A 26812-nucleotide genomic window follows, 5' to 3' on the forward strand; every position below is an offset into this window, starting at 1 on the left:
TAAATTTTTTAATAAAAGTATGAAGTACATAGTATGTGAAAAACCAGGAGATTTTTTACTTAAAGAAAAGTCAGCTCCGATAAGGAAAAAAGGAGAAGCCTTGTTGAAGGTTAATAAAGTAGGTATTTGCGGTACCGATCTTCATGCTTATATGGGCAATCAGGCATTTTTTACCTATCCGAGAATTCTTGGACACGAACTGGCAACCCGGGTCATAGAGATTGATGCTAACGGGCAAGGCATAAAGGCTGGAGATAAAGTGGTGGTAATGCCCTATATAAGCTGTAAAAAATGTATAGCTTGTAAGAATGGAAAAACGAATTGTTGTACCGATATCAGGGTTTTAGGTGTGCATACCGATGGCGGAATGCAAGAAAAGATTGTGGTTCCCCAGGATCTGTTAATTTCCGCTAATAACCTTACTGATGATCAGATGGCTATTGTAGAACCATTGGCTATTGGCGCACATGCCCTGAGAAGAGCAGGCGTCAAAACAGGAGAAGTTATAGTTGTTATAGGGTGTGGACCGATAGGAATTGGCATCTTAAAACAGGCACAGTTACTGGGGGCTAAAACCATAGCCCTCGATGTGGATAAGGGTAGGCTGCAATATGCCAGGGATTTGATCGGGGTAGACCATGTAGTGAATGTTGCAAATGAGCCGCTACTTCAAATACAAGAAATAACGAATGGCGACCTGGCTTCGGTAGTTTTTGATGCAACAGGAAACAAGAAAGCTTTAGAGACGGCTCCTGATTATATGGCGCATGGCGGTCGATACGTTTTGGTAGGCCTGTCTAAAGGTGATATAACATATAACCATCCTGCGATCCATGCCAAAGAAATGACCTTAATGTGCAGCCGCAATGCCACTCTTGAAGATTTTAAAAGGGTTATTGAAATACTTCCTGAGTTTCCTACAGATAAATTTATCACGCATTCTGTACATTTTTCAGAAATGATCAATCATTTTGATACCTGGACGAATCCGGAATCGGGAGTTATAAAGGCCACGGTAGAATTTTAATCTAAAACTGTTTAATACCGGAACATTTAATGAACAATACAACCAAGACCAACAGGCCAGTAAAAGTCATGCAATTCGGAGGAGGTAAATTTCTTAGAGCTTTTGCAGATTGGATGATAGAGGAACTCAATCAAAAAGCAGAATTTAACGGCCGTATACTTGTTGTAAAACCAACAGATGGGGGAGATTACAACGATCTTAGAAAACAGGATGGACGATTTCATGTTCTTTTAAATGATTGGGACGGAACTAATATAGTAACCAGCGTAAATGAGGTAAACTGTATACAAGAGGTTGTTAATCCGTATAAAGAATGGGATTTGTTTTTGAATTACGCCAAAGAAGAATCCTTAAGGTTTGTGATTTCAAACACTACCGAAGCCGGTATAAAGTTTAGTAGGGAAGATGACTTTCAGGATGTTCCTCCGATAACATATCCGGCTAAGCTTACAAAGATGTTGTACCATAGATTTCAATATTTTGGCAATGATGCTTCCAAAGGTTTAATAATGCTTCCTTGTGAATTGATTAATAACAACGGCGAAGCACTGAAAAATTGTGTTTTGGAATATGCAGCGGCTTGGAAACTGGAAGATGAATTTATTCGATGGATTGTATCACACAATAAGTTTTACAATACTTTGGTCGATCGGATCGTTTCTGGCTATCCGGATACGATTACCCCCACAATTAAAAATAAAATTACTTTTGATGACAAGCTCCTGGTTTCGGGAGAGTATTATCATAGTTGGGTTATTCAGGCTGGTCATGAATTAGCCGGTGAGTTCCCTGTTGATAAGGCAGATTTAAATGTTTCTTTTGTGGAAGATATTGTGCCATATCACGATATGAAAGTAAGGATACTGAATGGCTCTCATACGGCCATGGTTTTTGTCGGAATTTTATTGGATATAGAGTATGTTCATGAATTTGTTGAGAGTTCGGAACTAAAATGCTTTCTTGATTCCATGGTAAGAGATGAGGTGTTATCTACGATTAATATTCCATTTGAAGTAAAGGATAAATTTTATAATGGTACGTTAACCAGATTCAAAAATCCTAGCTTACAGCATAAACTGGCTGATATTGCCCTGAACAGCTCTCATAAATATGTCTCAAGATTGTGGCCAACAATCCAAAGTTACATAGCCCATAATCAAAAAACACCTGTCAGGTTAGCTTTCATAACTGCATGTATGATATTGTTTTTTAAAGGAGAATACAAAGAGAGAGTAATAACTTTAAATGATGATAAACAGAGGCTTAACGACTTTTCTGATCTGTGGAGTTTACATTTAAAAGGTATATTGTCGAGATACGACCTGGTAAATGAGATTTTATTTAGGGCCGGAATTCCTAAAGAAGATTTGAATAAAGAGCTGATAGATGAAATAGTTTTTTATTTGAATGAAATTGAGGAAAAGGATGTTTTAAGAGCCTTAGTGCAGATCGTTTCTAAATGTTACTAAGATCATTCGTGTGAACATATAAGATAAAGCCACTATATGAAAACAACGTATACTCTAATGATATTCTCGGTAATATTGTTAAAAGCAACTATCGTTTTATCACAAGAGAACCGTCTTGCAATTATTCCTGAGCCAAATTATATGGAATTAAAAGAAGGTGTATTTGAAGTTAAGCATAATTTAAAAATGAACTCTTCCGTAGAGTTTCAGGAAATTATCGATACTACAGATTATGTTAAAGATGTGCTGGAGGAAGTTTTTAAAGTTTCAATAACGAGAGAAGCAAAGAGTTCCAGCGATATAATTATTACGCGAGACCATACATTGGCGGAGGAGGCATATGTGATTGATATAAGGCCAGACAGGATCCATATAAAAGTCAAAAATACGACAGGCTTCTTTTATGCAACACAAACATTACGTCAAATACTTTTCCAGTCACGGGTGTTTAAAGGTTCCAAAACTATTCCTATATGTTATATAAAAGATGAACCCCGTTTTTCATACCGTGCATTGATGTTAGATCCTGCTCGTCATTTTCTTCCCTTTGAGGATATAAAAAAGTTTATAAGAGCAATGTCGTTCTACAAGTTTAATAAGCTTCATTTACACCTGACAGATGATCAGGGCTGGAGGATGGAAATAAAGAAATATCCTGAGTTAACCTCTGTCGGAGCATGGAGAGATGAAACAGAAGGAGATGGGGTAAAGCATGGAGGGTTCTATAGTCAATCCCAAATGAAGGAATTAGTAAGGTATGCTAAAGCGTATCATATAGATATTATCCCGGAAATTGACATGCCGGGACACAGCATGTCTGTGTTGGCAGCCTATCCGCAATTAGCTTGCTTTCTGGATGATTTTAAAGTGAGGACAACTCCGGGAGTAGACAAAAATTTACTGTGTGCCGGGAATGATAAAGTACCTGGGTTTTATGATGATATAATAAGAGAGGTAACGACTATTTTTCCCTATAATAAGATTCATATTGGGGGAGATGAAGCTCCTACAGATAACTGGGAACAATGTCTTAAATGTCAGCAAAAAATTAAACGCGAAGGATTAAAGGATGAGCATGGATTAATGTCTGCTTTTTTTAATAAGATGAATCAAATCCTTAAAAAATATAACAGACAACCTATGTTATGGTACGAGGAAAATGTAACTTCATATCCGGAGGGGAGTACCGTTTTTTTATGGCGAAAAGGAACTGCAGAGAGAGTCGTTAAAGCAACCGGAGAACAAGGGCTTAAACTAATCTGTGCACCCGGAGAGTATGCCTATTTAGATTATCCTGAGTCAGCAGCGGAAAAACGATATACTTTCGACTGGATGCAAACTTTACCTCTTCATCAGGTTTATGATTTCGATCCGGGGTATGGACTGAGTGCTGAGGATCAAAGGCATATTATCGGGATTGAGGGATGTGTTTGGGGAGAAAGGGTTTATAATATCAACAGGGCTTTTTATATGACTTACCCGAGAGCTTTAGCATTAGCAGAAGCCGGGTGGACAGCAACGATGAATAAGTCATGGGAAAGATTCTCCTGTAAACTTCAATCAAATCTTGTTTTTCTTTTAAATGAAGGCATAAATTTTCGGGTTCCGTTTGAGCTATTTAATGAGGACTGAATATGCGGATAAGTGAATATAATTTATACTTGCAGAAATATATTTATAAAGAGATCATATTATAAACATGGAAATTAAGAAGGTTAAAATAATCACATTCGGAGAAATAATGATGCGGTTATCGCCCCCTGGTCAGCGGAGGTTTTCTCAGGCCACTGCTTTCGACCTTCATTTTGGAGGCAGTGAGGCCAATGTGGCAGTATCATTGGCTAATTATGGGCTGGAGGCATCCTTTGTGACAAAACTTCCTGATAACGAATTGTCGGGAACGATGGTATCCGACCTTAAAAAAAGGGCTGTCAATACAGAAGATATCGTATATGGCGGCGATCGTATAGGAACCTATTTTTTAGAAACCGGAGCCTCGGGCAGGGGGAGTAAAGTGATCTACGACCGAAAGTATTCATCTTTCGATCAAATGAATCCGGGAGAAATCGACTGGAGTGATATATTTAAAGATGCTACCTGGTTTCATTGGTCGGGTGTTACTCCGGCCGTTTCCGAGAATGCAGCAAAAGCATGTTTATTGGCGGTACAGGAGGCCTCTAAGATGGGTTTAAGGATATCGACAGACCTTAATATGCGTCATAAGCTTTGGAATTGGGGGAAGATGCCTCAGGAAATAATGCCCGAACTGGTATCTTATAGCGATGTCCTGTTTGGCGATATGGCAGCATTTAAAACCATGTTGGGTATAGCCACGGAATATATCGATCTGGGAGAAGAAGGCATAGATCCCGGTCAGTGCCGGCCAACGGTTTTGAAACTGAGGACTGTATACCCGAAGTTGAATGAAATTATAGTAAGTTTTAGAAATTCAGCTAGTAGCAGTACCAACCTATACGCCGGAGTACTGTTTTCAGCCAATGAAGTGTTTAAAAGTCAGGTATATAAGATCACAGATATTGTAGATAGGGTAGGCACCGGAGATGCTTTTGTAGGAGGAGTAATATATGGGATCAATAAATTCAATGATCTGGAAAAGGCTATTGAGTTCGGGGTGTCTGCAGCTTCCTTAAAGCACAGTATCCTGGGAGACTTTAACCTGATTACCGCTCAGGAGGTGATCGATGGTATGAGTTTAAAAAAGAGGACGAACATATCGAGATAAATACTATGAAAGAAAAGATCAATACAATACTGAAATTAAGGGAAACAAAAATAGTCCCCGTATTTTATCATCCTGATGTGTTTGTGTGCAAGGAAGTTATAAAGACTTGTTATGAAGCAGGGATCAGGGTGTTTGAATACACCAACAGGGGAGCATATGCACACGAAGACTTTATCATCCTTAGTAAGTATGTAAAGGAAGAATTTCCGGGGATGGTTCTTGGAGCAGGTTCGGTAGTCGATGCCCCAACGGCAGCCCTGTTTATACAAAATGGAGCCTCTTTTATTGTATCACCTTTATTAAATCCGGAGATAGGCAGGGTTTGTAACCGGAGAAAAATAGTCTGGATACCGGGCTGTGCCACTTTAACGGAGATAGGTAATGCACATGAATTGGGAGCCGATATAATTAAATTATTCCCGGCCGCTCAGCTGGGAGGTCCGGCTTTTGTAAAAGCGGTTAAAGGGCCGTGTCCCTGGACAGAGATCATGGTTACAGGAGGGATCGAGCCAACGGAAGAAGACCTGAAATCCTGGTTTAGTGCAGGTGTAAGCAGCGTAGGTATCGGTTCGTCTTTATTTAAGAAGGAATGGATCGAACAAGGAGATTACGAAAAAATTAAAAATAGTATCCTAAAAATAAAACCCTTTGTGAAATAGAATCCCCTGGATTAAATAAAATAGCCGGATTTCAAGGGACTTTTACTTACTTTAAACAGCGCTTTATTACATTAGCTGAAAAGTTTCAAACAGAAATAAAATATACAATGAATAGTATAATAAAAGGGTGTATATACTTCATTTTGTCAATAAACGGGACTTTACTGGCACAAGAGAAATTCTTTGTGTCTAACAATGGAAGTGATTCTAATGAAGGGACGAAGAAGGCTCCTTACCAAACAATTAACCGGGCTGTTAACGAAATCATTAATAACAGAAATAATGGTAACAAAGGAGAGGCAATTGTTTATTTAAGGGGAGGAAGCTATTACTTTGAAAAGTCTGTAAATATTTCTTCAGACCTTTCGAATATTACTATAGCAGCCTTTAATCATGAACAGGTTGTGTTTCATGGGGGAGTATCATTACCTGTGGATGTTGTAAAAGATTATAAATTATCCGGGAATGCTAAAATGATTAGGGAAATCGATCTGGATAAGGAAGAAGTTCCGAATCTGGGAAATCTCAGGAAAGTTGGGTTTGCACGTCCCTATGGCCCTTCCTGGGCAGAGCTATTTATAAATAAGCGTCCGATGGAGCTGGCCAGATGGCCCAATTCTGGAATGATACCTCTAGGGGAGGTGATAGACGGTGGGGCTGTTCCACGGCAAAATGATTATAACAACCGGGGAGGGATTTTTCGTTATGATTCCCTGAGAATTAATAAATGGAAGGAAGAACACGATGCCTGGATAGCAGGTTATTTTATGTGGGGATATGCCGATGATATGGTAGGTATTAAGAACATCGATACAGTACACCAAACAATAACAACAAACAGCCCCACATTATATGGATTTGGAGATAAAAAGCCATGGCGTCAGTGGTATGGTGTTAACATCCTGAAGGAACTGGACGAGGAAGGAGAATATTATATAGACCGGAAAAATAAAAGGCTTTACTTTATATCCCAGAATCCTGTTAAGAATATAGAGGTTTCTCTTCTGGAAGAGCCTTTTATCCACTTGCAGCATGCAGAAAATGTCAGAATAGAAGGGATAACATTCGAATGTTCCCGGGGAATGGGAATAGCCATGGATCAAACCTACAGGGTGACGGTTGCTAATTGTGTGTTTAGGAATCTTGGAAGTATAGGAATAACAGTCGGTCAGGGTATAAAGCCATTTGAGAAGTATAGACATGAGGGGACAGGAACTCCTGCCTCTGGCATTGTAGGAAGCCTTCAGCAACATCTTTACGCAAATCCTGTTTTTAATAGGAAATCAGGTTCGAAGAATATAATCACAGGCTGTTCTTTTTACCAATTAGGCGCCGGAGGTGTATCATTGGGCGGAGGCGATAGATTAACTTTAGAGGAAGGTCACAATGTAGTAGAGAATAGCGTATTTTATGACATCAACAGAATCGAAAAATCCTATCGTCCGGCAGTTCATCTCACAGGAGTGGGGAACCAGATCAGGCATTGCGAAATGTATAACCTGCCCAGTATGGCAATCTTAATGCACGGGAATGATCATTTAATTGAGTACAATTATATACATGATGTCTGTTTAGAGGTAGAAGATCAGGGAGCTGTTTATTATGGAAGGGATCCTTCGGAACGCGGTAATATAATCCGGTATAATTTTTTTAGGGATATTCCGGATCACTATAATACATGTGCTGTTTATCACGATGACGGAGCTTGTGGATTGCAGGTATTCTCCAATGTGTTTTTAAATGCCGGAAAATGGAATGCCCTTATTGGAGGCGGTTCAGACAATGTTTATATTAATAATATATTTATCGGGAGTATATATGGGATTCATATTGATAACAGGCTTCAGAACTGGTCTGAAAGCTTAATAGAAAAGAATGGTCTATTTGAAAAGCGTTTAAAAGAAGTTCATTACAAGAAGTCCCCATATAAAACAGCTTATCCCGAAATTTTTGAATACTTCGATACTGACCCGGCCGTACCAAAACGTAATGTATTTCAGCAAAACAATTTTATAAATATTCAGAAAGATGTTATTGAAGGGGCTGATGCGTGGATTCGTTTTGACTCAAGTAACCTGATAGAAGAAATGGATGTATTCATTAAAGACCGACAGGGGGATGATGCAGGTTTGAATAAAGAGATAAAACAGCTTATAAAACTTAAAAAAATACCTTTAGACTCGATAAGATTCTTAAAATATTAGCCGGGTCTTTTCTTTATTCTTTTAATTGCTTTTACTCGATCATCGAGATTTAAATGCTCCGATGCTTGCCCTTGTGAAATAGTCCTGACGGAAATTCATACTTGCGCCGAAATGTTTTGCCATGCGCCAGCTGGCTCCATCGCTAAAAAGGTCTGCCAGACCTTTTCTTTACGCTCGGCCCTCTCCTAGGCTTGCCCCGAGGTAGTTTTCTCTAAAATTATAGGCTTAAAATAGTATCATGTATGTTGTTCTTATTCATCGAGTTGATTGTTTTTGTATACACGGAGAATATAGGAGTAACACTTGACACATCGGTCAGAAATTCATGTCTTAAGCCGAATTCAGGCTAGTAGAGGTATCCTCACTGCTGTTATCAATTTTTTAGTTTTTAATCTTTCCATACAGGGACTTTAATAAAACTATCATTATGCCATTTGATCTGCAATGGCTTTCCCGCATCTTTGATGGTCTCGAAAGGAACCGGTTTTCCTGAACCGTAGTTGATGACTTCAAAAGGGTGTTTATTGATGTTAAGTAAAATTACCAGACGGCTTCCCTTGCTAATTTTTTTACTTACAAATCGCGTATTACTGATGGGGATATTCTCCTTTTTACCCGGTTGCAGCAGTTGACGTTTGCTATTGTCTTTGGCATAACTGGCTCTGCCGACAAATCGGGTAAGGAAAAAATATTTTCCGTCAGGCATCTGCTCGTATATAGCCAATGAGATATCGATATCTTTTTTATTGATTGTAGCAAAGAGGTGTCCCGAAAATGAGCCATTTACCACAACATCTTTTTCTAAAGGCTCAGAGGTATAGATTAATCCGTTACTGGCGTCTAAAGTGTCAAAAATAATTTCCGGAGTGAAGTAGTTGTTTTGATTTTCCCTGTCCTTGAAATCTACCATTTGTTTTTCAAAACCCTTTCCGGGCTTACTTGTTGAGAGGTTTTTGTGATCCAGGAAAAAGGTTAATGTATCGTTGTTAATATCCCGCATGGTTGATACATGTCTCCATTCATTGGTGCCCATTACCTGATAGTTTATTTTGTTTTTCAGTAATTCAGGCTTAGGAGCTCCTTTTAGGATATAATCGAACCATTGATAAGCCAAGTCCACCATACTCACATTGGCAACGTCATCAATTTCATATCCCATCAGGTTTTTTGCGGGATTCCGCTGTCCGCCCCAGTGATCATACGGCCCGATCACAATATAGTGGTCTGCTTTTTTATTATATTTATTATGCAGTTTAAAATATTGGATGGCTCCAATCTGTGAACCGTCGTAATATCCGGTTGTCGATAATACAGGAATGTTTATGTCGCCGTATTCTTTAGCCGTTGGAACCATTGATTGCCAATAAGTATCATAAGCAGGGTGTTGCAGCCATTTTTGAAATATGGCGTTTTTATAACCTAACAGGCTATCCATGTCCTTAAAGGCGATTCCGTTTTCGAACCATTCAAATGGGAGGCTTCGTCTGATAGGCTTTCGTTTATAAATATTATCATGCGACCAATACAATCCTAAATTCATTTGTACATTATTTTCCATCGGAACATCAAAACCAGGCATAACAGCAACCTGGGGAACAATGGTTTTTAATGCGGGATGAACGTTTTTTACTGCAGACCATTGCGAAAACCCGGTATAGCTTCCTCCGTACATACCAACATCTCCGTTACACCAGGGTTGTTTGCTAATCCATGCTATAATATCATAAATATCCGTAGCTTCATGTTCATAGGGAGCGTAGTGTTTTAAATCGGTTTTTATTCCTCGGGCATACGCAAGAACTCCAACATAACCGCGATCTGCTGAAATCTTGGCAAAATAATTATCGGTTTTACCTTGATAATATGTGGTATAAAACAAAATAGCCGGCAATGGAATAGTATCGTTTTTTTTCTGGACAATCACTGCGGCTATATCTACTCCGCTTCGGGTAGGAATACTAACACTATCCCTGATAATGTAGAGACTATCATTTTTTGTTGACTGTTGGGCTGATATACCAGCATGGGTCATTAAGATAAAAAGAGTATAAAATAAACACTTCATATTTCTTTAAGGCTAGATGTCTTATATTATAAGATTGACGATATTATTCGTTTTTTTGTATTTGCCAAAACCTTATACCACCCTTCAAATCGATTGAAACCAATTGATTCTTGTCGTCTGAGAGCTTTATTTTGTTAACGGTAGCCTTATGGCCTGTTAGCGAATTAAGCAGTTTGCCTGAATCTTTGCCCCATACCCTTATAGAACGGTCTATACTTGAGGTAAAGATCTCATCTTTTCCAAATATGGCAGAAGTAAGCGGCAAGTGATAACCAGGTTCTTCCAGGTATCCATTTTTTATTGTGATGCCCCGTTTTTTATATTTATCAATACTAGCCTGGCTAAAATTATCCAAGGGGCGTAACCACCCCGGGTGTTGCAGTGTAAATTTTATAGTAGCTGCCGGTATGTTATATAGCGATAAAGTATTACGATCTATATTCAGAATGTTTCCATCTGCATCGATATCCTCAAAATCATTAAACTTTATTGCAACTTCTTTGATGGTGGTGCTGTTTGTTAAATTCCAATAGATCACCTTGCCTTTGGCGACTAGTTGAATTACATTGTTTTCTATACTTTTAATAGCGCCTTTTGGCATTGACTCGTAGAGGTTTACCGGCTTGTAATTTTCATTTACGGTCCATACAAATCGATTTCCTTTTTGATCGCTGGCAAAGAGATATTCGAAATTTTTGGAATATCCCATTTTTAAACACCAACTTTCTTTTACCGGTAGTTTATGTAGTTCTTTTCCATTTTTAGCATCAATGACAACGATACCCGATTGCATAGTACTCAGTGCAACCTGTTTCTGAACCGGGTTGTAACGTACCACATAAATTTCATCATTTAATTGAGTGAGTACATTTTCCTGTTCTTGATTTTTAAAGCGATAAACTACCCGTCCGCTATAGGTGGTAACCAAAACAGTATCTTTGTTACCGGCATAGGTTACATCAGTATAAGATACAGCGTTATTTCCTGTTAGTTTATCTGTAAACATACCTTCAAGTGATGGAGCATTATTACACGACACAACGATTAAAAGATAAATGCCAAATAGACTACTTTTCATCTTCGTAAAGTTTTATTTGTTGATTCCCCTTTGTTAGTTTTATATACCCGTCGTCTTTTGCTGTTTTGAGCTGTATAGCGTTCTTTCCATCCCACATTGCCATGTATGCTGAGCCCTGAGGTTCACATAACATTAGAAGATGCTGCCCTATTTTAGAATCTAATGTCAGGAAAGCATTTCCATAATCGTCATCAGTGACATACCCGCCTCTTTCCTGTCCTTCGTGGTCATACAGCATCACCCCGGATACAGAGTTGCCTCTGGTGTCTTTTCTATATCCTTTTGCAGTTTGGGCAGGTGGCAGATGAGATCCTATAATAACTCGTTCTATTCCTAAAGAATCAACGACAACAACACCTTTTACCTTAAGTATTTTGTTGGAAAAATCGGTGCTGTCTTTTTGGGTTGTAAATGAGTATAAATAGAAACAAAAAATAAACAAATTGGCAAAACCGAGTGTGTATAATAGTTTTGTTTTCATTATTAATTTTGGTTTTTAAAAATAAGAACTGGAATCTCTCGAATATTATCCTCCAAACATGATGCCCATAAGTTTAGTAGCTATTTGTTCAAGATCTGTTTTGGCATTGTAAACCGGCTCTGTTTTAACAATACTTAAATCTGAATCACTAACAGCCCCTGGCGAAACTGTTTTAAACTCATAAACCAAGGCAGCATCTTTACTCTCGTTAATAACCGGAAATAAGTCAATTTTCATAATGCCGTGTTCTTCTTCCAGGTAATAAGGATGTATGAAATTTAGTGATTTGGGCATTTGTTCAGATGTCCACACCTCCAATTTTTCAATGCTCATAGGCGATGTTACCTTTAATTTATAGATGCTTTTTTTGCATTTGTAACCAGCAATAACCTTTATTTCGTTTGTTTCCTGCCTGTCATAAGCGTCTGAGTCAATTTTTGTCTGAAACTGACCTTCCCCGAAAAAGTCTTCATCATAGTTTAAAGTGATGGCATTGGATCGATTGGTTTGAGAAGCCATATAAACTGTTCCCGTACTGGATTTTACATTTAAAGTGTTTTCGAGATGATAGGTGAGTCCGTCGCATTTGGCGGTTACCATGTTTTCTTTAACAAAAACCGTATTTTTCAATAATGGCGCCATCATGATCTGTAATGCAATGATAGGGTTGCCTTTCATTGTTTTGTTGATACGGTCTTTTTTTTCCTGACTAAGTGAAGCCATCATAGATTCCATTTGTTGTTCAATAGAACCTTTTGACAGATCCGTTTTTTTAAGCAAGTCGCTTAAATCATTTCCGGGAAAATAGATGTCAATATCAATGGTACCCTCAGTAAAATTTTCTGTAGTATGTCTGTTCGTATTCTGGATATTAAAACCGGAAGACTGAGCTATTACATTTGTTGTGGATTTATCTTGTTTTTGTTTGCAAGAAACTATCGCAACATTCAAGATGAGTAAAAAGATAATATTTTTCATGTTTTTTAAAATTTAGAACTAATCCTGCATTGGAAGCTTTTTATTTAAATCGGTTACTCAGATATGTATTCAGGTCTTCAGCATATCTGTTAAAAAAGTCCTCTATCAAAGCTTTATTGACAGGGTTTATCACATTTCCTTCCGGATCAAATATACTGTCGGGATAAGCCTCTTTGAGTGAACGTTTTTTGCGCTTTGTTCTTGACCCTAGTAAAAGTTTTGAAGCAGCAGAACCCGATGACAAATATGTTTTATCGGCAGGTTGTACATATTTGTATTCGTTGAAGGGAATGTCAGAATCTGAAGCCACATTATCATCCATGGTAATCCTAAGCACAGCATCATTTAATGAAGCGAATATTTCGCTGGTACTCACATCGAGTTTTACGGTCCCGTCTTCTTCGGGAATAACATACATATAAATCAAACCGGTAAGGTCTGCAAAGCATTGTTCTTTGCTCCCAATGGTTGCAAAATCTCTATATATGATAAGATGCTCATTTGTATGTTTTGGTTTTACAACCATACCCGGACGTTCTTTGAGGTAATCCATAATGGCCTCGTGAAGCTCTTTTTTACCGATACCTTTAAAATACAGAGTTGCATAGGGCTGGTTACTAAGTGGCTTTATACGGCCATAATAGACGTATCCTCGATTATCGTATGGATGGGTACTTTTTTTAGCTACTATTTCAAAATATTGTTCCTGTGAATAAATTGAGGTTATTGACAGGAGAAAAAGCAGCACTATAATATATTTTTGTTTTCTCATCTTTTATTTTCGGTATAAGAATTGTCGTATTTTATTTCTTTGATTATACCGTTAGAATCGGCATATACGCCAATGGTTTCAAAATAAGAACTGGACCAGCGGGTGTCTTCCGATTTTTTTTCTGCCACCACGTTTCCAAACCCGTTTGTAACAATATAGCCGGGTGTATAGGTGCCACCGGAGTTAAAAGAAGCTTTTTCGTATACGGCTATCTTACCATCAGCACCGTCACTTACTATTCTGGAAGGTGGCCCCCAGGTGGAGATCAAATCAGATAATTTAGAACCGATCCATGTCCCCCTGTTAAAAGCGGCTCTTTTGCTTTCTGCATAAGCTTTATCACTTTTGTATCGTTCTTCTAATGCGAACTTCAGTGCCTTTTCATCTGCCTTTTTTTGTGCAAAAGCGGATGTTCCAAGCACTAAAAAAAGAGTAATAAAAGCAATTTTATAGCGATTATGTTTTTTATTCATGTTTTTCATTTTAAATATAAAAAAGAAGCACTCAAAGTTTGATCAGTTCGACTCTCCTGTTTTTTGCCCTTCCTTCTTCGGTAGTGTTTTCAGTTATGGGATTCTGCGCGCCGAAACCTTTTGACGAGAGTCTCGAAGGGTCAATACCCAAACCGGTCAGGGCATTGAGTACCGTTAGTGCCCTTGCTTCCGAGAGTTGCTGGTTATGTGCATCATTTCCCGAATTATCTGTGTACCCGTGTATGGCAACATTCATGGACTCGTTGTCCTCAAGCGCCTTGGCGATTTCAGCTACAGCATCTTTGCCTTTAGCTTGCAGGGTCGATTTATCGAGGTCAAAATTGATGTATAAAATGGCCTTTCCGGTATTTTCCAGATCTTTCAGAATCTTATCCGATTTAAGGATTGTAATCGTCTGTTTAAAAGGTTCTTTTTGAAGGATGTTCAGGCCACCTCCTGCGGAGTCGCCCGTAAATTGTATATAAACATCACCACCATCGGCTTGCCTGATGACATAAACCTTGATCTTTTGCCCCATATAGCCAATAGAACCGTCTTCACCCAGGTATTCGGCATTGTCATGGTATTTTTCATATTCTTCATAGGTTATTTCCCCGTCGAATATTTTAACCCCGCCAACCTCTTTTATGACTTCTTCGTAACTTTTTATAAAATAAGGCAACGACCATTCATCGCCAGAATTATCATCGTCAGTAACATTGGTTTTCCATACCTTTCCTTCTATTGGGGTCATGATACCATCTATAGGGAAATACAACCTGTCAAATTTTCTTTGTATGGGTTTGTTAAGTGCTGTCAATCCTTCGGGAAAGCTAAAGAAAGGGAACTCTCCAAGGTCGGCTTCAGAAACCGGAATGTCTTCTATATTGAATTTTTGCTCCCGGCCATTCTCATTAGATTCCTCAACGATATCGGAAGAAGAGTTTGTGTTATCGGTGTTTTGTATTTCGGTGGCAGCAGGAGCTTTAATAACATCATCCTTTTTTTCGGTATTGTTTTTACAAGCCAATACGAATGACAGGACTAATAAGGAGGTAAACAGTTTTTTCATTTTAATTGAATGTTTCGATTTTAATAAATCAAATATAATTAAAGTTATGTAATATAATACGTTGCTTTTTAGTGAGTTATTTTTTTAATTGATATTAGTGTTTATATGTTTTCAGATTTAAAAAAACATGGTCGACATTGACATTGAAAAGGGTACTAAAAAAGAGGTTTTTAATATCCTTTTTAATAGTCCCCCCCCCCTTAAACAACCGGTTTAATCCCCGGGAAATAATTAATTCTCACCTCCGAATACGTATTCTGCCGAACAGTTAACATAACCGCCGTTTGAGTTACAGTTGCTGCTGTCTTCAACTTTATCATCGACAAGGACTTCAACCTTGATGTCGGTAGTTACATCGCTTTCTCCCGAATGAACTCCGCTTATTGCAAAAACATCAAACCGCTCTACCGTTGCAGTTATCTTTTTTGTAAAGGGCAAGGATTCGTTCGTAAGCTGATCCTGTCCTCCTTCCTCGTTCACATAAAAAATATTGGCAGCATCGAGCGTGGTTGAGGTTACTTTATAGGTTATGGAAGCTTCTTTCGGAAAGGAAGAATTGTTGTCACCGTCGTCGTCACCACTGCAAGATACCAGGAACAGTCCGGTAAATGTTACTGATAAAATGAATAGCCTTTTTACCGGTTCGAAAATGTTTATTGTTTTCATCATTAGTTGTCTTGTTATAATTAGCTTGAGATATTATGATACTTCAAAAGTACCTGATGTCCATGGCGATAACAATACCAAACATTGTGGCTTTTTTTCTACTGGTTTTCCGGTATTTTTTGTAGGAATAAGGTGTCCGGTCGAATTTATTTTTATATTGCATACATGATTCGACACCTGTTTATTCTAGGCAGTTTTTTTTTGGGATTATGGTATAGTACCGCCCAATCACCTTCCTTAGATATGAAGGCATACGCTGACAGCCTTCAGCATGCACTCGGAAAAGAGGATAACGACAGTATTAAAGCGCAAATACACATACAGCTTATCAATTACTGGTTGTACAGGGATACTACGGTAGCTCATAAACACCTGATGGAAGGGAGAGCCTTGAGTGTGAATTATCCTTATTTATACGGAATGTCGTATTATGCCGAAGGGCTTTACTATTTTAATTCAGATGCCGGTAAAAGTGTAAATGCGTATTTAAAGGCTGATACCATTTTAGGGCAGTTAAAAACAAGAGAAGCCTATATAGCAAGGTCTAATCTGTGGAATAATATAGCAGTACAAAAACAACGAAAAGATGATGATAGGGGACATGTAGATGTATTACTTAACAAGGCGATCCCCTTGGCAGAAAAGGCAAAAGATAGTGCGACGATGGCTTTTGAGTATTCAGCAGTAGGAGTTTCTTTTATGAATATGTCGCAATACGAGAAAGCGGTACCGTACTTTAATAATGCTATTAATATTTTAAGACATAAACCATCTCAACAACCACGACTGGTAACAGCATATGGAAGAGCAGCCGAGAATTATATTGAACTTAATAAATTTCCGGAGGCAAGGGCGGCATTGGACAGTCTCCATGCCATACTGGCCCCTTACCCTGATTCGGAACACCATTCGCTGTATTATATGGGAGAAGGAATGTACTATCACAAGCTGGAGGCATATGACAAGGCCATAAATTATTTTGATATGGGAATACGTTCTGCCAACGGGACTCTTAAAGATTACAGGATTCAGGAGCTTAATTTTCAAAAAGTAAAAACACAGGTTGCAGCTGAGAAATATAACGATGCCAGGCAACTGCTCATCAAATTAATGAACGACCCTGAAGTAATGGATTTTTATGGCAACCGCATAGAAACATACGATAATCTGGCCAAAGTATATGCAGGACTTGGTAATATGAAAGAAGCCTATCACTGGCAGAAAGAATACACTATACTGAACGACAGCCTTAACGACAGTAAACTGAAAAAAGACGTAAATGCGTTAGAACAAAAGTATAACAATGCAGAAAAGGAAAAGAGAATAGCCCGTCTGGAAGCAGAAAATAAAATAGCCTTGTTATCGGCACGTAATAACCGTTTGATAAACTGGTTACTGGGAGTTATAAGTGTGTCGTTGCTCATTACCGTAATATTATCTTACAGCAATTACAAAAAGAATAAAAAACTGGCAGTAGAAAAAGAGAACAGTTATCAGGCGCAGGTACAAAAATTAAAGCAGGAACAGCAATTAGTCTCTGTGCAGGCCATGTTAAAAGGAGAAGAACGGGAGCGTAAGCGAATGGCCCAGGACCTGCATGATGGTTTGGGAGGTATACTTGCCGGAGTTCGTATGAACCTATCTGAAGTGGAATCAAAAGTGACTCAAACATTCCAGAATGAAATTGATAAAATAATTACCAATGTGGATATCTCGTTAAGAGAACTAAGGAGGATAGCCCATAATCTGATGCCCGAGACCCTGCTAAGGTTCGGGCTTGTGAATGCTCTTGACGACCTGTGTAAATCGTATCAGGCACCGGGAATCAATATAGAGTTTCAGGTATATGAAATGAATACAAAGATGTCAGACAATAAACAACTTACCATATATCGTATTATTCAGGAACTATTGAGTAACGCTTTGCGGCACAGCAAGGCCACAGAGATCATCGTTCAGTGCAGCCAAAATAAAAATAAATGTTTCATTACTGTCGAGGACAACGGAAAAGGTTTTGATCCGGATCTTCCGGAGAATAAAAAAGGTTTGGGGCTTACCAATCTTAAAAACAGGGTGAAATCGATGAAGGGGAAGCTCGATATTAATTCTGATACAGAAGGTACCATTGTAAATATAGAACTTAATGTCGGATAGAAGGATAAGTATCGTGTTGATAGACGACCATTCTATTGTGGTAGAGGGGCTTAAATCACTCCTGAATACAAGTGATATGGTGAATGTTATCGGCGAATTTACTACAGGAAGTGAAGCTTTACACTTTTTGGAGGATGTATATGCAGATATTGTTTTTTTAGATATTAACCTTCCGGATATTAATGGTATCGATTTGTGCCGTAAAATAAGAACGCTCCTTCCCGATACAAAAATACTGGCACTGAGCAACCATACCGAACGGAATATTATACTACAAATGTTAAACAACGGAGCTAATGGTTATGTTCTTAAAAATGTATCAAGAGAAGAATTACTAAAAGCAGTTGAGGTTGTACGTAAGGGGGAAATCTATTTTAGCAGTGAGATTAATGAAATTATAGCAAAGCCTAATCGATTCGAGTTGTATGGAATTCCCCGGTTAACAAAAAGGGAAAAGCAAATATTGGTTATGATCGCAAAAGGAGAAACAACCCAATCAATAGCCAGTAGTCTTAATGTGAGTCCGTTAACGATAGAAACCCACAGGAGAAACCTTCATTTTAAATTCAAGGTGAAAAATGTTGCCGAATTAATCATGGCGGCAAATCAATGTCAGTTGTTGTAATAGGATCTTATTATATACAGCTATACAATAACGGTGCGAATTGGTCTGTCTTGTACCAAAAAAGTTAGATGCTTATAAAAATTAATATTTCGGAACCTTTCCTTCAGGTACAGGTCTGAACACATTATCATGATGCGTTTTTCCTGATTAAGAAAATACAGGAAAACAAGTAGAAAAAGTTCCATGATTTAAGCGATTGCCGGTTAAATAACAGGTATATATTTTTATCGTCTGTAAATTTCTTACAAGAATATAAAAAATGTTATTGCTCATGTCTGATAAATGATTTTAAACCAAAAAACACAGAGCGTTTGTAAGATTTTTACATAGGTAAACTGCCACGGGGCAAACAGGAAGGGGGCGAGTGTAAAAAAGGTTTAGCGAAGGGTGCAGCTTGTGCAGAGGCAAGCCCTGTGAAATTCCTTTAGGAATATTTCAAAGGAACAAGTATCGGAGCTCCCGATAGCTATGCGGGATAAATATCGATTATCGAGTAAAAACTTAATTTAATATTATATGAAATCATTATTATTTGGTACCGCATTGTTATTGTTAATGTGTCAGTATGCTTTAGCCCAGGATAATACACGTATTGGCGGGAAGTTAATGTATGGAAGCGAAATTGAAAACATCGGAATTGCCGCTGCTGCCGAGATTCCTATTATTGATAAACTGGTTATAGCACCCGATATAAGCTTTTATTTTCCCAAAAAAGAGGAAGGGATTAAGACGAATGTTTTCGAACTGAATGCCAACGCTAACTATTATTTTTTAGAAGAAGAGACCATAGGGTTTTATGGTTTGGGTGGTCTGAATTATACCCATGTGAAAGTAAAGGTTGATAATGATTTTGTAAGCGACAGTGGCAGTAATGGAGAAATAGGATTAAACCTGGGAGCGGGGGCTAATTTTGAGATAGGTCAAAACTTTTTGCCTTTTGCAGAAATCAAGTATGTGCTCGGGGATTTCGACCAGCTGGTAATCGCAGTAGGTGTAAAGTTTAATATCGATTAAAAATAATTTTTTCTCAAATATTTGCTAAAACATGAAAAAAAGAAATTGCGGTATTGTAGCGGTTATGCTATTGGGCGTGCTGATAGCACTTGTTCAGGCTCTGATGATGCATCAGAACCAAGGACGGATGCTTATATAAGGGCAAAGGTTGATGGTATACAAACAGAATTAAGCTATACGGCAAAAGCACGCAGGAATATAGAAGGAGCGTATAACCTTGAGATTATAGGTTCGATACCCCAGGAAAAGAATAAGCCAGGTATTATGCGGGAGTCTATTATGATGGTGATCTTTGAGAGTGAACAGGAAATCACTACCGGAACATATCCGCTGGATGATGACATAGATTACAAAATGATGGCTTTGTATAATATCACGAAAACAGATAGTACCCAGACCAATTTTAGCGCAGTTAGCGAGTCTTCGGCTATGGATAATAATGCTTTGAAATTACCATCAGTAAAATGAACGGGAGTCATGTCAGTGGCATTTTTAAAGGGGTGTTATATCACTACGAACCGGAGAACGGAGGAAAAATATTAGAGATCAGTAATGGAGAATTTACAGTTCCTGTCATGCAGGATAACTAATAGGATATCCGGAAAAACTATAGAAAACTTTAAATAAGGACCATGAGATTATTATCGTTACTATTCATTTTTTTGTTTATATACCAGGAAATTCCGGCACAATGCAAGACCGTGAAAAATCCCTTTTCAGGTCAGGAAGAAACAGCTTACCATTTAAATAACAGGAGTTTGTTTACATATAATCATACATCCAGGGAGATTAAATTAAATTTTACAGTAGACTATAAAGGGCGTTTAAATGAGTATATGGAAAAAGGCTCTAAAATAATGTTCAAGCTGGCTGACGGAACTATACTGGAATTCGTGTCTGATAGAGAAATTGCACCGGTTTCTGAAGTACACAATCAGGTGTATACCTATTATACTTTTATTTTTAATGTATCTGAACAAGACCTTCGGAAGTTGGCTTCTTCAAAAGTTGTGCATATGCAAAAACCTGACATGAAAGGGGGGACTGTAAATATTAATGTAAAGAAAAACGGAACGAATTTTTGGCGATTTTTCAGTGCAGGAGCCAAATGCATAGTTAAAAATCTATAATGGAAATCTAACCCTTAAACGGGCATAAAACGTATAAAAATAAGAAATCCAGTCTGTTTACTCAGGTTGGATTTCTTATGCGGATACCATCCTATTCTCTTTATAGCTTGTAAGATGTTTTTTATGTTTTCCCTGATCGGCAACCAAAAAACATCCCGGTATTCTACTGTCAGAATGACTTTTCAGATATCGTTTTTTGTGTTAGGCAGGATTATGATGTACAATTACATATTGAATTTATATGAGACTCCGGCCAATACCTGAAACCCCTGTACTAAATAATTAGACCAGCGGCTGTATTCGTTGTTAGCGATATTATTGGCTTTTACATAAACAGAGAACTGATCGTTGATCCTGTATCCGGCGCTTGCATTGATATCAAAAAAACTATCAAGGTTAACTTTCTGCATATTGAACGAGTCGCCGGGGTTCGTGCCCGTATCCGTTCTAAAGAGGCCGGTACGTTCACCGGTATAAAATACATTGGCACCTAAGAACCATTTGTTATTTATCTGGTAATCTAGGAAAAGAGAACCTTTAACATTTGGCAGGTTCCATGCTTCTTCTTCATTATCCGTATTGTAATCTGATACTTCGGCATTTATTCCCAACTGGAAATCTCTGTTAATATCTACACTCAGTTCTCCGAATACCGATATGGTATTTATATCGTCATAAATAAGTCCAAAGGAATTGGCATAGGCATATCCTTCCGTATTATAATTCAGGGTTCCGGTTTCAGGATTCAGGGCAAATAACGATTTATCCCTCTCTGTGGTATATGAACCTCTGAGGTTATAGCTTAGATTAGGCAGGAATTTACCTTTTACCCCAACGTAGGCATCATAGGTCTTGTCAGTTGGAACAATATCAAGAGTAGGTGATATGTATGGATTTTCTTCTTGAAGCCCGTAATATGAATTTTGAACGAGGTCACCCTCCAAACCACCATATACAGTCACGTATTCTTCAATTAATCGGTAGGAAGCGGTGATGTTCGGATAAAAATAAATATCGTTATCGCTATTTTCAATATCTAATTTATATGCAACGGATGCTCCTAGGTTAATGGTTAAATTATCTTTTAGTATAACCAGACTTGGAGATGCCTTTGTTATGAGATTACTGTAATTTAAAGTTTGTGAAGTAAAATAGTTTCTGTCAAACTTCCCATTCAGATAATCAAAGGTAAAATCGAGGTTAATCCACTCTTCTCCCACGGGAAATTCAAATTTTGGAGTTAAAACCACGTTGCTTTCTCCGGAATTATAAGCGTCGAAAAAGTATCTTAAACGGGCTCCGCCACCAGTAAAGAAGGAGTCCTCGATAGAAAGATCTCCGCCAACTTTAGCGGTATAATAGCTTTGTTTTTCATCAATACCATTTAAAGTAGATGCATCATAATATCCGGCAGGCACACCATACCAGTTATATATTTGGTGTTGAAAGCTTCCATCTACACCCCAGTCTGCATACCGGTCATCACGGTTGTATGCAGCAGCGAGTTTTGTGTTGAAAAATTTATCATCTAACCCGATGCCGTCAATTCCTCCCTGCGATGAATGGTGGTTGAGCGAAAAGTCAAGAGTTTCGTCCCTGTTTAACGCCCTGCTTGTATAAAAGTCAGCCGACGCATTATTGTAGTTCCCTACAGCCAGTGAGGCATAAGAATTATAGATGGTTTCCCTGGGAGCTCTTTTAACACCTGTAGCTTTACCTTTTGCAGGGACAAAAGTCGAAGCTACAGGGGCGGAAAAAATATGATACACTATTTTCTTTTTAGCGGTAGTAACAGAATCGTCCAGCTTGGGGGTTTCTTTGATTTTGAATGCATCGGACAGGGTAGGGGAATACGGTTTAACGACGTTTACTACTTCCGTACCTATATTTTTTTCCTTCTCTTTTTCCTGAGAGAACAGGATTGTTGAAGTTGAGATTATAGTGAGGGTTATGAATAGCTTTCGCATATTTCTTTATTTTTAGTCAAACTGTTTTTTGTAATACTTGCTGATTAATTTTGATCGGTTGGAGAAACTGAAGAATTCCTGAGAGATTCTTGAGACTTAATTCTTTGAAGTTCAGTTTCAGCCTCTTTAACGATATCCGGATAATCGGCAAAATTGTTCATTACGTTTTCCAATATATAGGTAGCCTGGAAGGCATCGTCTAACGCATGAAAGTTTTTAGCCATGACAATCAATCCTTTTGCTCCAAACTCTTTATAACCGGCATAATCTTTGGCAAGTTTCTGAACAGCCTCATTGGAAGCCTCGAATGCCCCGTCTTTGTTTTTAAAGTATGCATCATAATACAAAGCTTCGGCAGCTAGAGCCCCGGTGGCTATTTTTTGTACTTGGCTGTATGCCGATTTAGCCAGTTCCTGATTATTGGTTTTAACAGCCGATCTGGCGATCATTATCTGGGCATCGCTTTTTATCCGGTTATCGATCTTACCGTTGCTGAGCACTTTCTCAGCATAAGTAAGCGTTTCACTGTAATTCTTTAGTTCGTAATTTATTTTCATCAGGTTAGACTGTGCAAAAGTGATGTTCTGCGGATAGTCGGCCTGAATTTCTAATTGCTTTAAGATCGGGATAGCAGCTTCGTTTTGACCCTTGTCAATATATAGCTGACTTAACCTCGCCAGTGCCTGTTCGGTAAACTCGTTTCTGTCTTTAATGACGTATTTGTAATGCGGAATGGATTTTTGGGTTTCTCCCGTATTGAAATAAGATTGCGCTAAATAAAAATTAGCCTGAATGGCATGTGCTCCATTAGGAAATTGCTCCAGGTAATCTTCAAAACCCTTTACGGAGGCCCTGGTTTCCCCCTGGACGAATTTGCGTTCGGCAGCTTCATAAGCAGCATTTTCTATGTCACTTTCAGAAACTTCTACAAAATCAAGTTGTTTTACCCAATTGGCATATTCGTTTACCTTTCCTTCTTCAACATAAATCATTTTAGCAGTAGAAACGGCTTGTACGGCCTCCTGTGTATCAGGATAATCTTTTACAACCTGCTTGAACTTTACTAGAGCTTCGTTGTTTTGACCTGCATTGTAATAGATAAGTCCTTCTTTAAGGATGGCTTTCGGAACATAAGAACTCATTCTGTATTCCTGGGCCAGTTTGTTATATGATGAGATGCCTTTACCGGTCTGGTTGTTGTTTACATAGGTATTTCCTAATTCGTAATAAGCATCATCTCTTAGTGTAGAGTTCGGGTAATCGTTGACAAACTTTTCGAGCTGGTCTATTTTCTGGTTTGGACGTTCAACAAAACCATAACTGATGGCTTTTTGGAATTGCGCATAGTCAGCATCGACTTTATTTAAAGCAATGGCTTTGTTGTAGTATTCCATGGCCGGCCAGTATTTACTGGTAACAAAATGACTGTCTCCCAGCCTTAAGTAGGTATCGTTTAACCTTTGCGAGTCTTGTTTTTCGCTGGCGTCATATTTTTTGAAATACGAGATGGCCTGTTCATAATTTTTTTGTTTGAAATAGGCGTAGCCCAGGTTGTAATAAAGATTCTTGTATTCGGGTGTTGTCCGGGCTGCATTGCTTTGTTCAAATTGTTTAAATCCTACGACAGCATCGTTGTATCTGTTTAAAATATAATCGGCTTCTGCCTTCCAGAATGTCGCTCTGGCGGTAAAACCGGCATCCTGGGTCTCTTTAAGTGATTTATCAAGGTATGTCAGTGCATCTTGATATTTTCCGTCATTAAAAAGTTCCAGTCCACGGTAGAAAGCAACTTTCTGATAAGTTGTCTTACTGCTGAAACTCCTGTTTTTTTCCAAAAGTTCGAGAGCTGCATCATAATTTTTGGAGGTAATATATGAGTCGACCAGAAGCTCCTGAATCTCTTGTTTGTTTGAGCTTTCAGGATAATTGTTTAAATAGTTGGTGAGCACCTGCGGAACATTTTCATATGGGTTGCCCACGTCATAGCTTAATTTAGCATAGTTAAGAGCTGCATCTTTTCTTATTTGTTCCACAAAGGTCATTTGCGAGGCATTCCTGAATGCATTGAGTGCCTGTTGTTTCTTATCAGTTTTAATATAACACTCAGCTAAATGGTAATAAGCGTTTTGGGCAACGGGATCATTGGCATCAATTATTTTGTTAAACTGATTAATGGCATTCTCATAATCGCCTTGTTTGTAATAGGCATATCCAAGCTGATAAAAGTCCACATTGTTCCACTTGCCGCTTTTTCCCTTATATTCTTTCAGGTAAGGTATGGCTTCATTGTATTGTTCTAAATTGAAATAGCTTTCCCCGACGATTTTACTTAATTCAGATTTTTCTTTGGGATCTGCTTTTGCCAACTGTTGTGTGGCTAAAGAGATGGCCTTCTTAAAATCACCCTTTTTGAAATTCATATCGGCCTGGTAATACGAAAGTTTGTCGTTCAGTTCTTCATTTCCTGAAACCTGACTGAAGTATGTATCGGCTTCTCCGTAATTATCACTTTCATAAGCGATGTAACCGATATAGTATTTCGCTTGTGAACCATATTTTTCAGAAGTAATCACCCGGTTGAGGTACGTTCTCGCATCTTTGTGTTTTTTGGCCTTAAAAAGCGCATAACCCTTTTTGAAATTGAACTCTTCACGTTCATTATAGCTCATACTCTGGTCTTCGGCTTTGTCGTACCATTTCAGGGAATTTGCATACTTTCCCTGATCGAAATAGTAATTGGCAACATCTATAAAGGCAGAGTTTCGTTTTGTCGAAGTAGGGTAATTTTCTACAAAGTCTTCCATTAAACGTTCAGCACCTAACTGGTTTAACCTGATAGCTGCATTGGCAATATAATAAGAGCAGTTAGCCTGGGTTTCAATATCTGTCGTATGTTCTTTTACGTCGGTGAAAATATTTTGAGATGCCTGGTATTGTCGCTCGTTATATAAGTCGAGAGCCCTTAAATAATCTTTAGAAGGGTTGGTGTATATGGCCGATTCTTGGGCAAATCCTCTGGCGGATAATAGTAAAATAGAAAGGCAAGCAAGTTTACGGATGTTCATGAAACGCTTCTTTTTAAATTTAGCATCAAATATAGGATAACAGTCACACTAATAACGCAGGTTTCGTGTTATAATTATACTAAGGACTCATTTATGAGCAAAAATTGAGCCAGATGCAATGATACAATTTTGTTAAACTAAATTAGTTGTTACCTTTACAACATTGTATAAAAACTGAAAGTTGTTTTTATACTTTCTTTTTGAATTCAAATAAAGATCTAGTATGTCAAATACCATTCTTGAGTTAAGAGAAGTAGCTGTTTATCAACGGGAAAATCTGGTTTTAAGTGAAGTAAACCTCAGTATAAATGAGGGAGAGTTTGTATACCTGATAGGTAAAACCGGTAGTGGTAAGAGTAGTTTTATGAAGACACTTTATGGCGATTTGCCGCTTACACAAGGATCGGGAAGTATTGTCGGATATGACCTCAGGGGGTTAAAAGAAAAAGATATTCCTTTTTTAAGGAGAAAGCTGGGGGTTGTTTTTCAGGACTTTAAGTTATTGCCGGACAGGAATGTAAATGATAACCTGATTTTTGTTCTTAAAGCAACCGGCTGGAAAGATAAGGAAGAAATGAACCTGAAAATAGAAGAAGTTCTGAGTAAGGTCGGGATGAAAACCAAAGGATTTAAATATCCACACCAGTTATCGGGAGGGGAGCAGCAACGGGTAGCGATCGCAAGAGCCTTGCTAAATGACCCCGAACTCATTTTAGCAGATGAGCCGACGGGGAACCTTGATCCGCAAACAAGTGTTGAGGTTATGAAAGTACTCCAGGATATTAATAAGAACGGAAGAACGATTCTGATGGCCACCCACGATTATGCCTTACTGTTGAAGTATCCGTCCAAGACTCTTAAATGTGACGGGAGCAAAGTTTTCGAAGTTGTTCAGAAGAATGTTTAGGAATTTGATTTTTTCTTTAGTTTAAGCAGGTAAAAACCGTTTACTACAAAAATAGCCAGATTGGTTACGATTATGGGCCAGGAAGTCTGCAACATGAATCCGTAAGCAACAAACAAAGCACAGCCAATCATATTGACCGTTCTTAAGGTTACAATATTTTTCATTAAAAATGATAACAAAACACCCAGGGAGGCGGCATAACCTACCCATTCGGTGAATGGTATTCCTGAAATATCCATATGAGATGTATTAAAAAGATGGTT

Annotated in this window: 24 protein-coding genes; 13 read left to right on the forward strand and 11 right to left on the reverse strand. The window is 38.2% G+C overall.

The window, feature by feature from the left end; genetic code table 11:
• Positions 1 to 19 precede the first annotated feature (19 nt).
• The 6 genes from MQE36_RS09010 (at position 20) to MQE36_RS09035 (ending at position 8102) form a co-directional block, all read left to right on the forward strand.
• Positions 20 to 1027, forward strand: coding sequence for a zinc-binding alcohol dehydrogenase family protein (locus MQE36_RS09010; protein WP_242935650.1), 1008 nt, complete (start codon positions 20 to 22; stop codon positions 1025 to 1027).
• 29 nt (positions 1028 to 1056) lie between these two features.
• Positions 1057 to 2496 (forward strand): tagaturonate reductase, encoded by a 1440-nt coding sequence (locus MQE36_RS09015; protein ID WP_242935651.1) that lies wholly within the window; start codon positions 1057 to 1059, stop codon positions 2494 to 2496.
• Between the two features lie 36 nt (positions 2497 to 2532).
• Positions 2533 to 4128, forward strand: coding sequence for a beta-N-acetylhexosaminidase (locus tag MQE36_RS09020; protein ID WP_242935652.1), 1596 nt, complete (start codon positions 2533 to 2535; stop codon positions 4126 to 4128).
• A gap of 67 nt (positions 4129 to 4195) precedes the next feature.
• Positions 4196 to 5239 (forward strand): sugar kinase, encoded by a 1044-nt coding sequence (locus MQE36_RS09025; RefSeq protein ID WP_242935653.1) that lies wholly within the window; start codon positions 4196 to 4198, stop codon positions 5237 to 5239.
• Positions 5240 to 5244: 5 nt separating this feature from the next.
• The gene (locus MQE36_RS09030; protein ID WP_242935654.1) at positions 5245 to 5898 is read left to right on the forward strand and encodes a bifunctional 4-hydroxy-2-oxoglutarate aldolase/2-dehydro-3-deoxy-phosphogluconate aldolase; all 654 of its coding nucleotides are present in this window, start codon (positions 5245 to 5247) and stop codon (positions 5896 to 5898) included.
• Between the two features lie 107 nt (positions 5899 to 6005).
• A complete protein-coding gene (locus MQE36_RS09035; protein WP_242935655.1) occupies positions 6006 to 8102 on the forward strand; it encodes a right-handed parallel beta-helix repeat-containing protein in 2097 nt (698 codons plus the stop codon).
• A gap of 388 nt (positions 8103 to 8490) precedes the next feature.
• Here the strand turns inward: MQE36_RS09035 and MQE36_RS09040 are convergent, their stop codons facing one another.
• The 8 genes from MQE36_RS09040 to MQE36_RS09075 form a co-directional block, all read right to left on the reverse strand.
• A complete protein-coding gene (locus tag MQE36_RS09040; RefSeq protein WP_242935656.1) occupies positions 8491 to 10167 on the reverse strand; it encodes a CocE/NonD family hydrolase in 1677 nt (558 codons plus the stop codon).
• Between the two features lie 43 nt (positions 10168 to 10210).
• Positions 10211 to 11245, reverse strand: a complete 1035-nt coding sequence (locus MQE36_RS09045; protein ID WP_242935657.1) for a WD40 repeat domain-containing protein — start codon at positions 11243 to 11245, stop codon at positions 10211 to 10213.
• Positions 11235 to 11726: a hypothetical protein gene (locus MQE36_RS09050; protein ID WP_242935658.1), complete on the reverse strand. Its 492-nt coding sequence runs from the start codon at positions 11724 to 11726 to the stop codon at positions 11235 to 11237. The genes MQE36_RS09045 and MQE36_RS09050 overlap by 11 nt, the downstream gene beginning before the upstream one ends.
• A 45-nt stretch (positions 11727 to 11771) precedes the next feature.
• Positions 11772 to 12704 (reverse strand): hypothetical protein, encoded by a 933-nt coding sequence (locus MQE36_RS09055; protein ID WP_242935659.1) that lies wholly within the window; start codon positions 12702 to 12704, stop codon positions 11772 to 11774.
• A 40-nt stretch (positions 12705 to 12744) separates the two neighbouring features.
• Complete coding sequence (locus MQE36_RS09060; protein WP_242935660.1) at positions 12745 to 13476, reverse strand: hypothetical protein; 732 nt, start codon at positions 13474 to 13476, stop codon at positions 12745 to 12747.
• The gene (locus MQE36_RS09065) at positions 13473 to 13949 is read right to left on the reverse strand and encodes a hypothetical protein (RefSeq protein WP_242935661.1); all 477 of its coding nucleotides are present in this window, start codon (positions 13947 to 13949) and stop codon (positions 13473 to 13475) included. Before MQE36_RS09065 ends, MQE36_RS09060 begins: the two co-directional genes overlap by 4 nt.
• Before the next feature lie 31 nt (positions 13950 to 13980).
• Positions 13981 to 15021: an OmpA family protein gene (locus MQE36_RS09070; RefSeq protein ID WP_242935662.1), complete on the reverse strand. Its 1041-nt coding sequence runs from the start codon at positions 15019 to 15021 to the stop codon at positions 13981 to 13983.
• Positions 15022 to 15252: 231 nt separating this feature from the next.
• Positions 15253 to 15690, reverse strand: a complete 438-nt coding sequence (locus MQE36_RS09075) for a hypothetical protein (protein ID WP_242935663.1) — start codon at positions 15688 to 15690, stop codon at positions 15253 to 15255.
• Between the two features lie 240 nt (positions 15691 to 15930).
• Between MQE36_RS09075 and MQE36_RS09080 the strand changes: the two genes are divergently transcribed.
• The 6 genes from MQE36_RS09080 (at position 15931) to MQE36_RS09100 (ending at position 20610) form a co-directional block, all read left to right on the forward strand.
• Positions 15931 to 17841, forward strand: a complete 1911-nt coding sequence (locus MQE36_RS09080; protein WP_242935664.1) for a tetratricopeptide repeat-containing sensor histidine kinase — start codon at positions 15931 to 15933, stop codon at positions 17839 to 17841.
• Positions 17831 to 18466: a response regulator gene (locus MQE36_RS09085; RefSeq protein ID WP_242935665.1), complete on the forward strand. Its 636-nt coding sequence runs from the start codon at positions 17831 to 17833 to the stop codon at positions 18464 to 18466. The genes MQE36_RS09080 and MQE36_RS09085 overlap by 11 nt, the downstream gene beginning before the upstream one ends.
• A gap of 516 nt (positions 18467 to 18982) precedes the next feature.
• Positions 18983 to 19480: a porin family protein gene (locus tag MQE36_RS09090; protein ID WP_242935666.1), complete on the forward strand. Its 498-nt coding sequence runs from the start codon at positions 18983 to 18985 to the stop codon at positions 19478 to 19480.
• Between the two features lie 21 nt (positions 19481 to 19501).
• Positions 19502 to 19948, forward strand: a complete 447-nt coding sequence (locus MQE36_RS09095) for a hypothetical protein (protein WP_242935667.1) — start codon at positions 19502 to 19504, stop codon at positions 19946 to 19948.
• Entirely contained in the window at positions 19945 to 20070 is a 126-nt protein-coding gene (locus MQE36_RS16975; RefSeq protein ID WP_278286556.1) for a hypothetical protein, read from the forward strand. Before MQE36_RS09095 ends, MQE36_RS16975 begins: the two co-directional genes overlap by 4 nt.
• Before the next feature lie 42 nt (positions 20071 to 20112).
• The gene (locus MQE36_RS09100) at positions 20113 to 20610 is read left to right on the forward strand and encodes a hypothetical protein (protein ID WP_242935668.1); all 498 of its coding nucleotides are present in this window, start codon (positions 20113 to 20115) and stop codon (positions 20608 to 20610) included.
• Between the two features lie 224 nt (positions 20611 to 20834).
• Here the strand turns inward: MQE36_RS09100 and MQE36_RS09105 are convergent, their stop codons facing one another.
• The gene (locus tag MQE36_RS09105; RefSeq protein ID WP_242935669.1) at positions 20835 to 22577 is read right to left on the reverse strand and encodes a TonB-dependent receptor; all 1743 of its coding nucleotides are present in this window, start codon (positions 22575 to 22577) and stop codon (positions 20835 to 20837) included.
• Between the two features lie 44 nt (positions 22578 to 22621).
• Entirely contained in the window at positions 22622 to 25642 is a 3021-nt protein-coding gene (locus MQE36_RS09110; protein ID WP_242935670.1) for a tetratricopeptide repeat protein, read from the reverse strand.
• Positions 25643 to 25865: 223 nt separating this feature from the next.
• Here MQE36_RS09110 and MQE36_RS09115 point away from each other — a divergent pair, with 223 nt between their 5' ends.
• A complete protein-coding gene (locus tag MQE36_RS09115; protein WP_242935671.1) occupies positions 25866 to 26549 on the forward strand; it encodes a cell division ATP-binding protein FtsE in 684 nt (227 codons plus the stop codon).
• Here MQE36_RS09115 and MQE36_RS09120 read toward each other — a convergent pair.
• Positions 26546 to 26788: a uroporphyrinogen decarboxylase gene (locus tag MQE36_RS09120; protein ID WP_242935672.1), complete on the reverse strand. Its 243-nt coding sequence runs from the start codon at positions 26786 to 26788 to the stop codon at positions 26546 to 26548. The two genes, MQE36_RS09115 and MQE36_RS09120, sit on opposite strands and share 4 nt — an antisense overlap.
• Positions 26789 to 26812: the final 24 nt, after the last annotated feature.

Source organism: Zhouia spongiae, assembly GCF_022760175.1.
Taxonomy (GTDB): Bacteria; Bacteroidota; Bacteroidia; order Flavobacteriales; family Flavobacteriaceae; genus Zhouia; species Zhouia spongiae.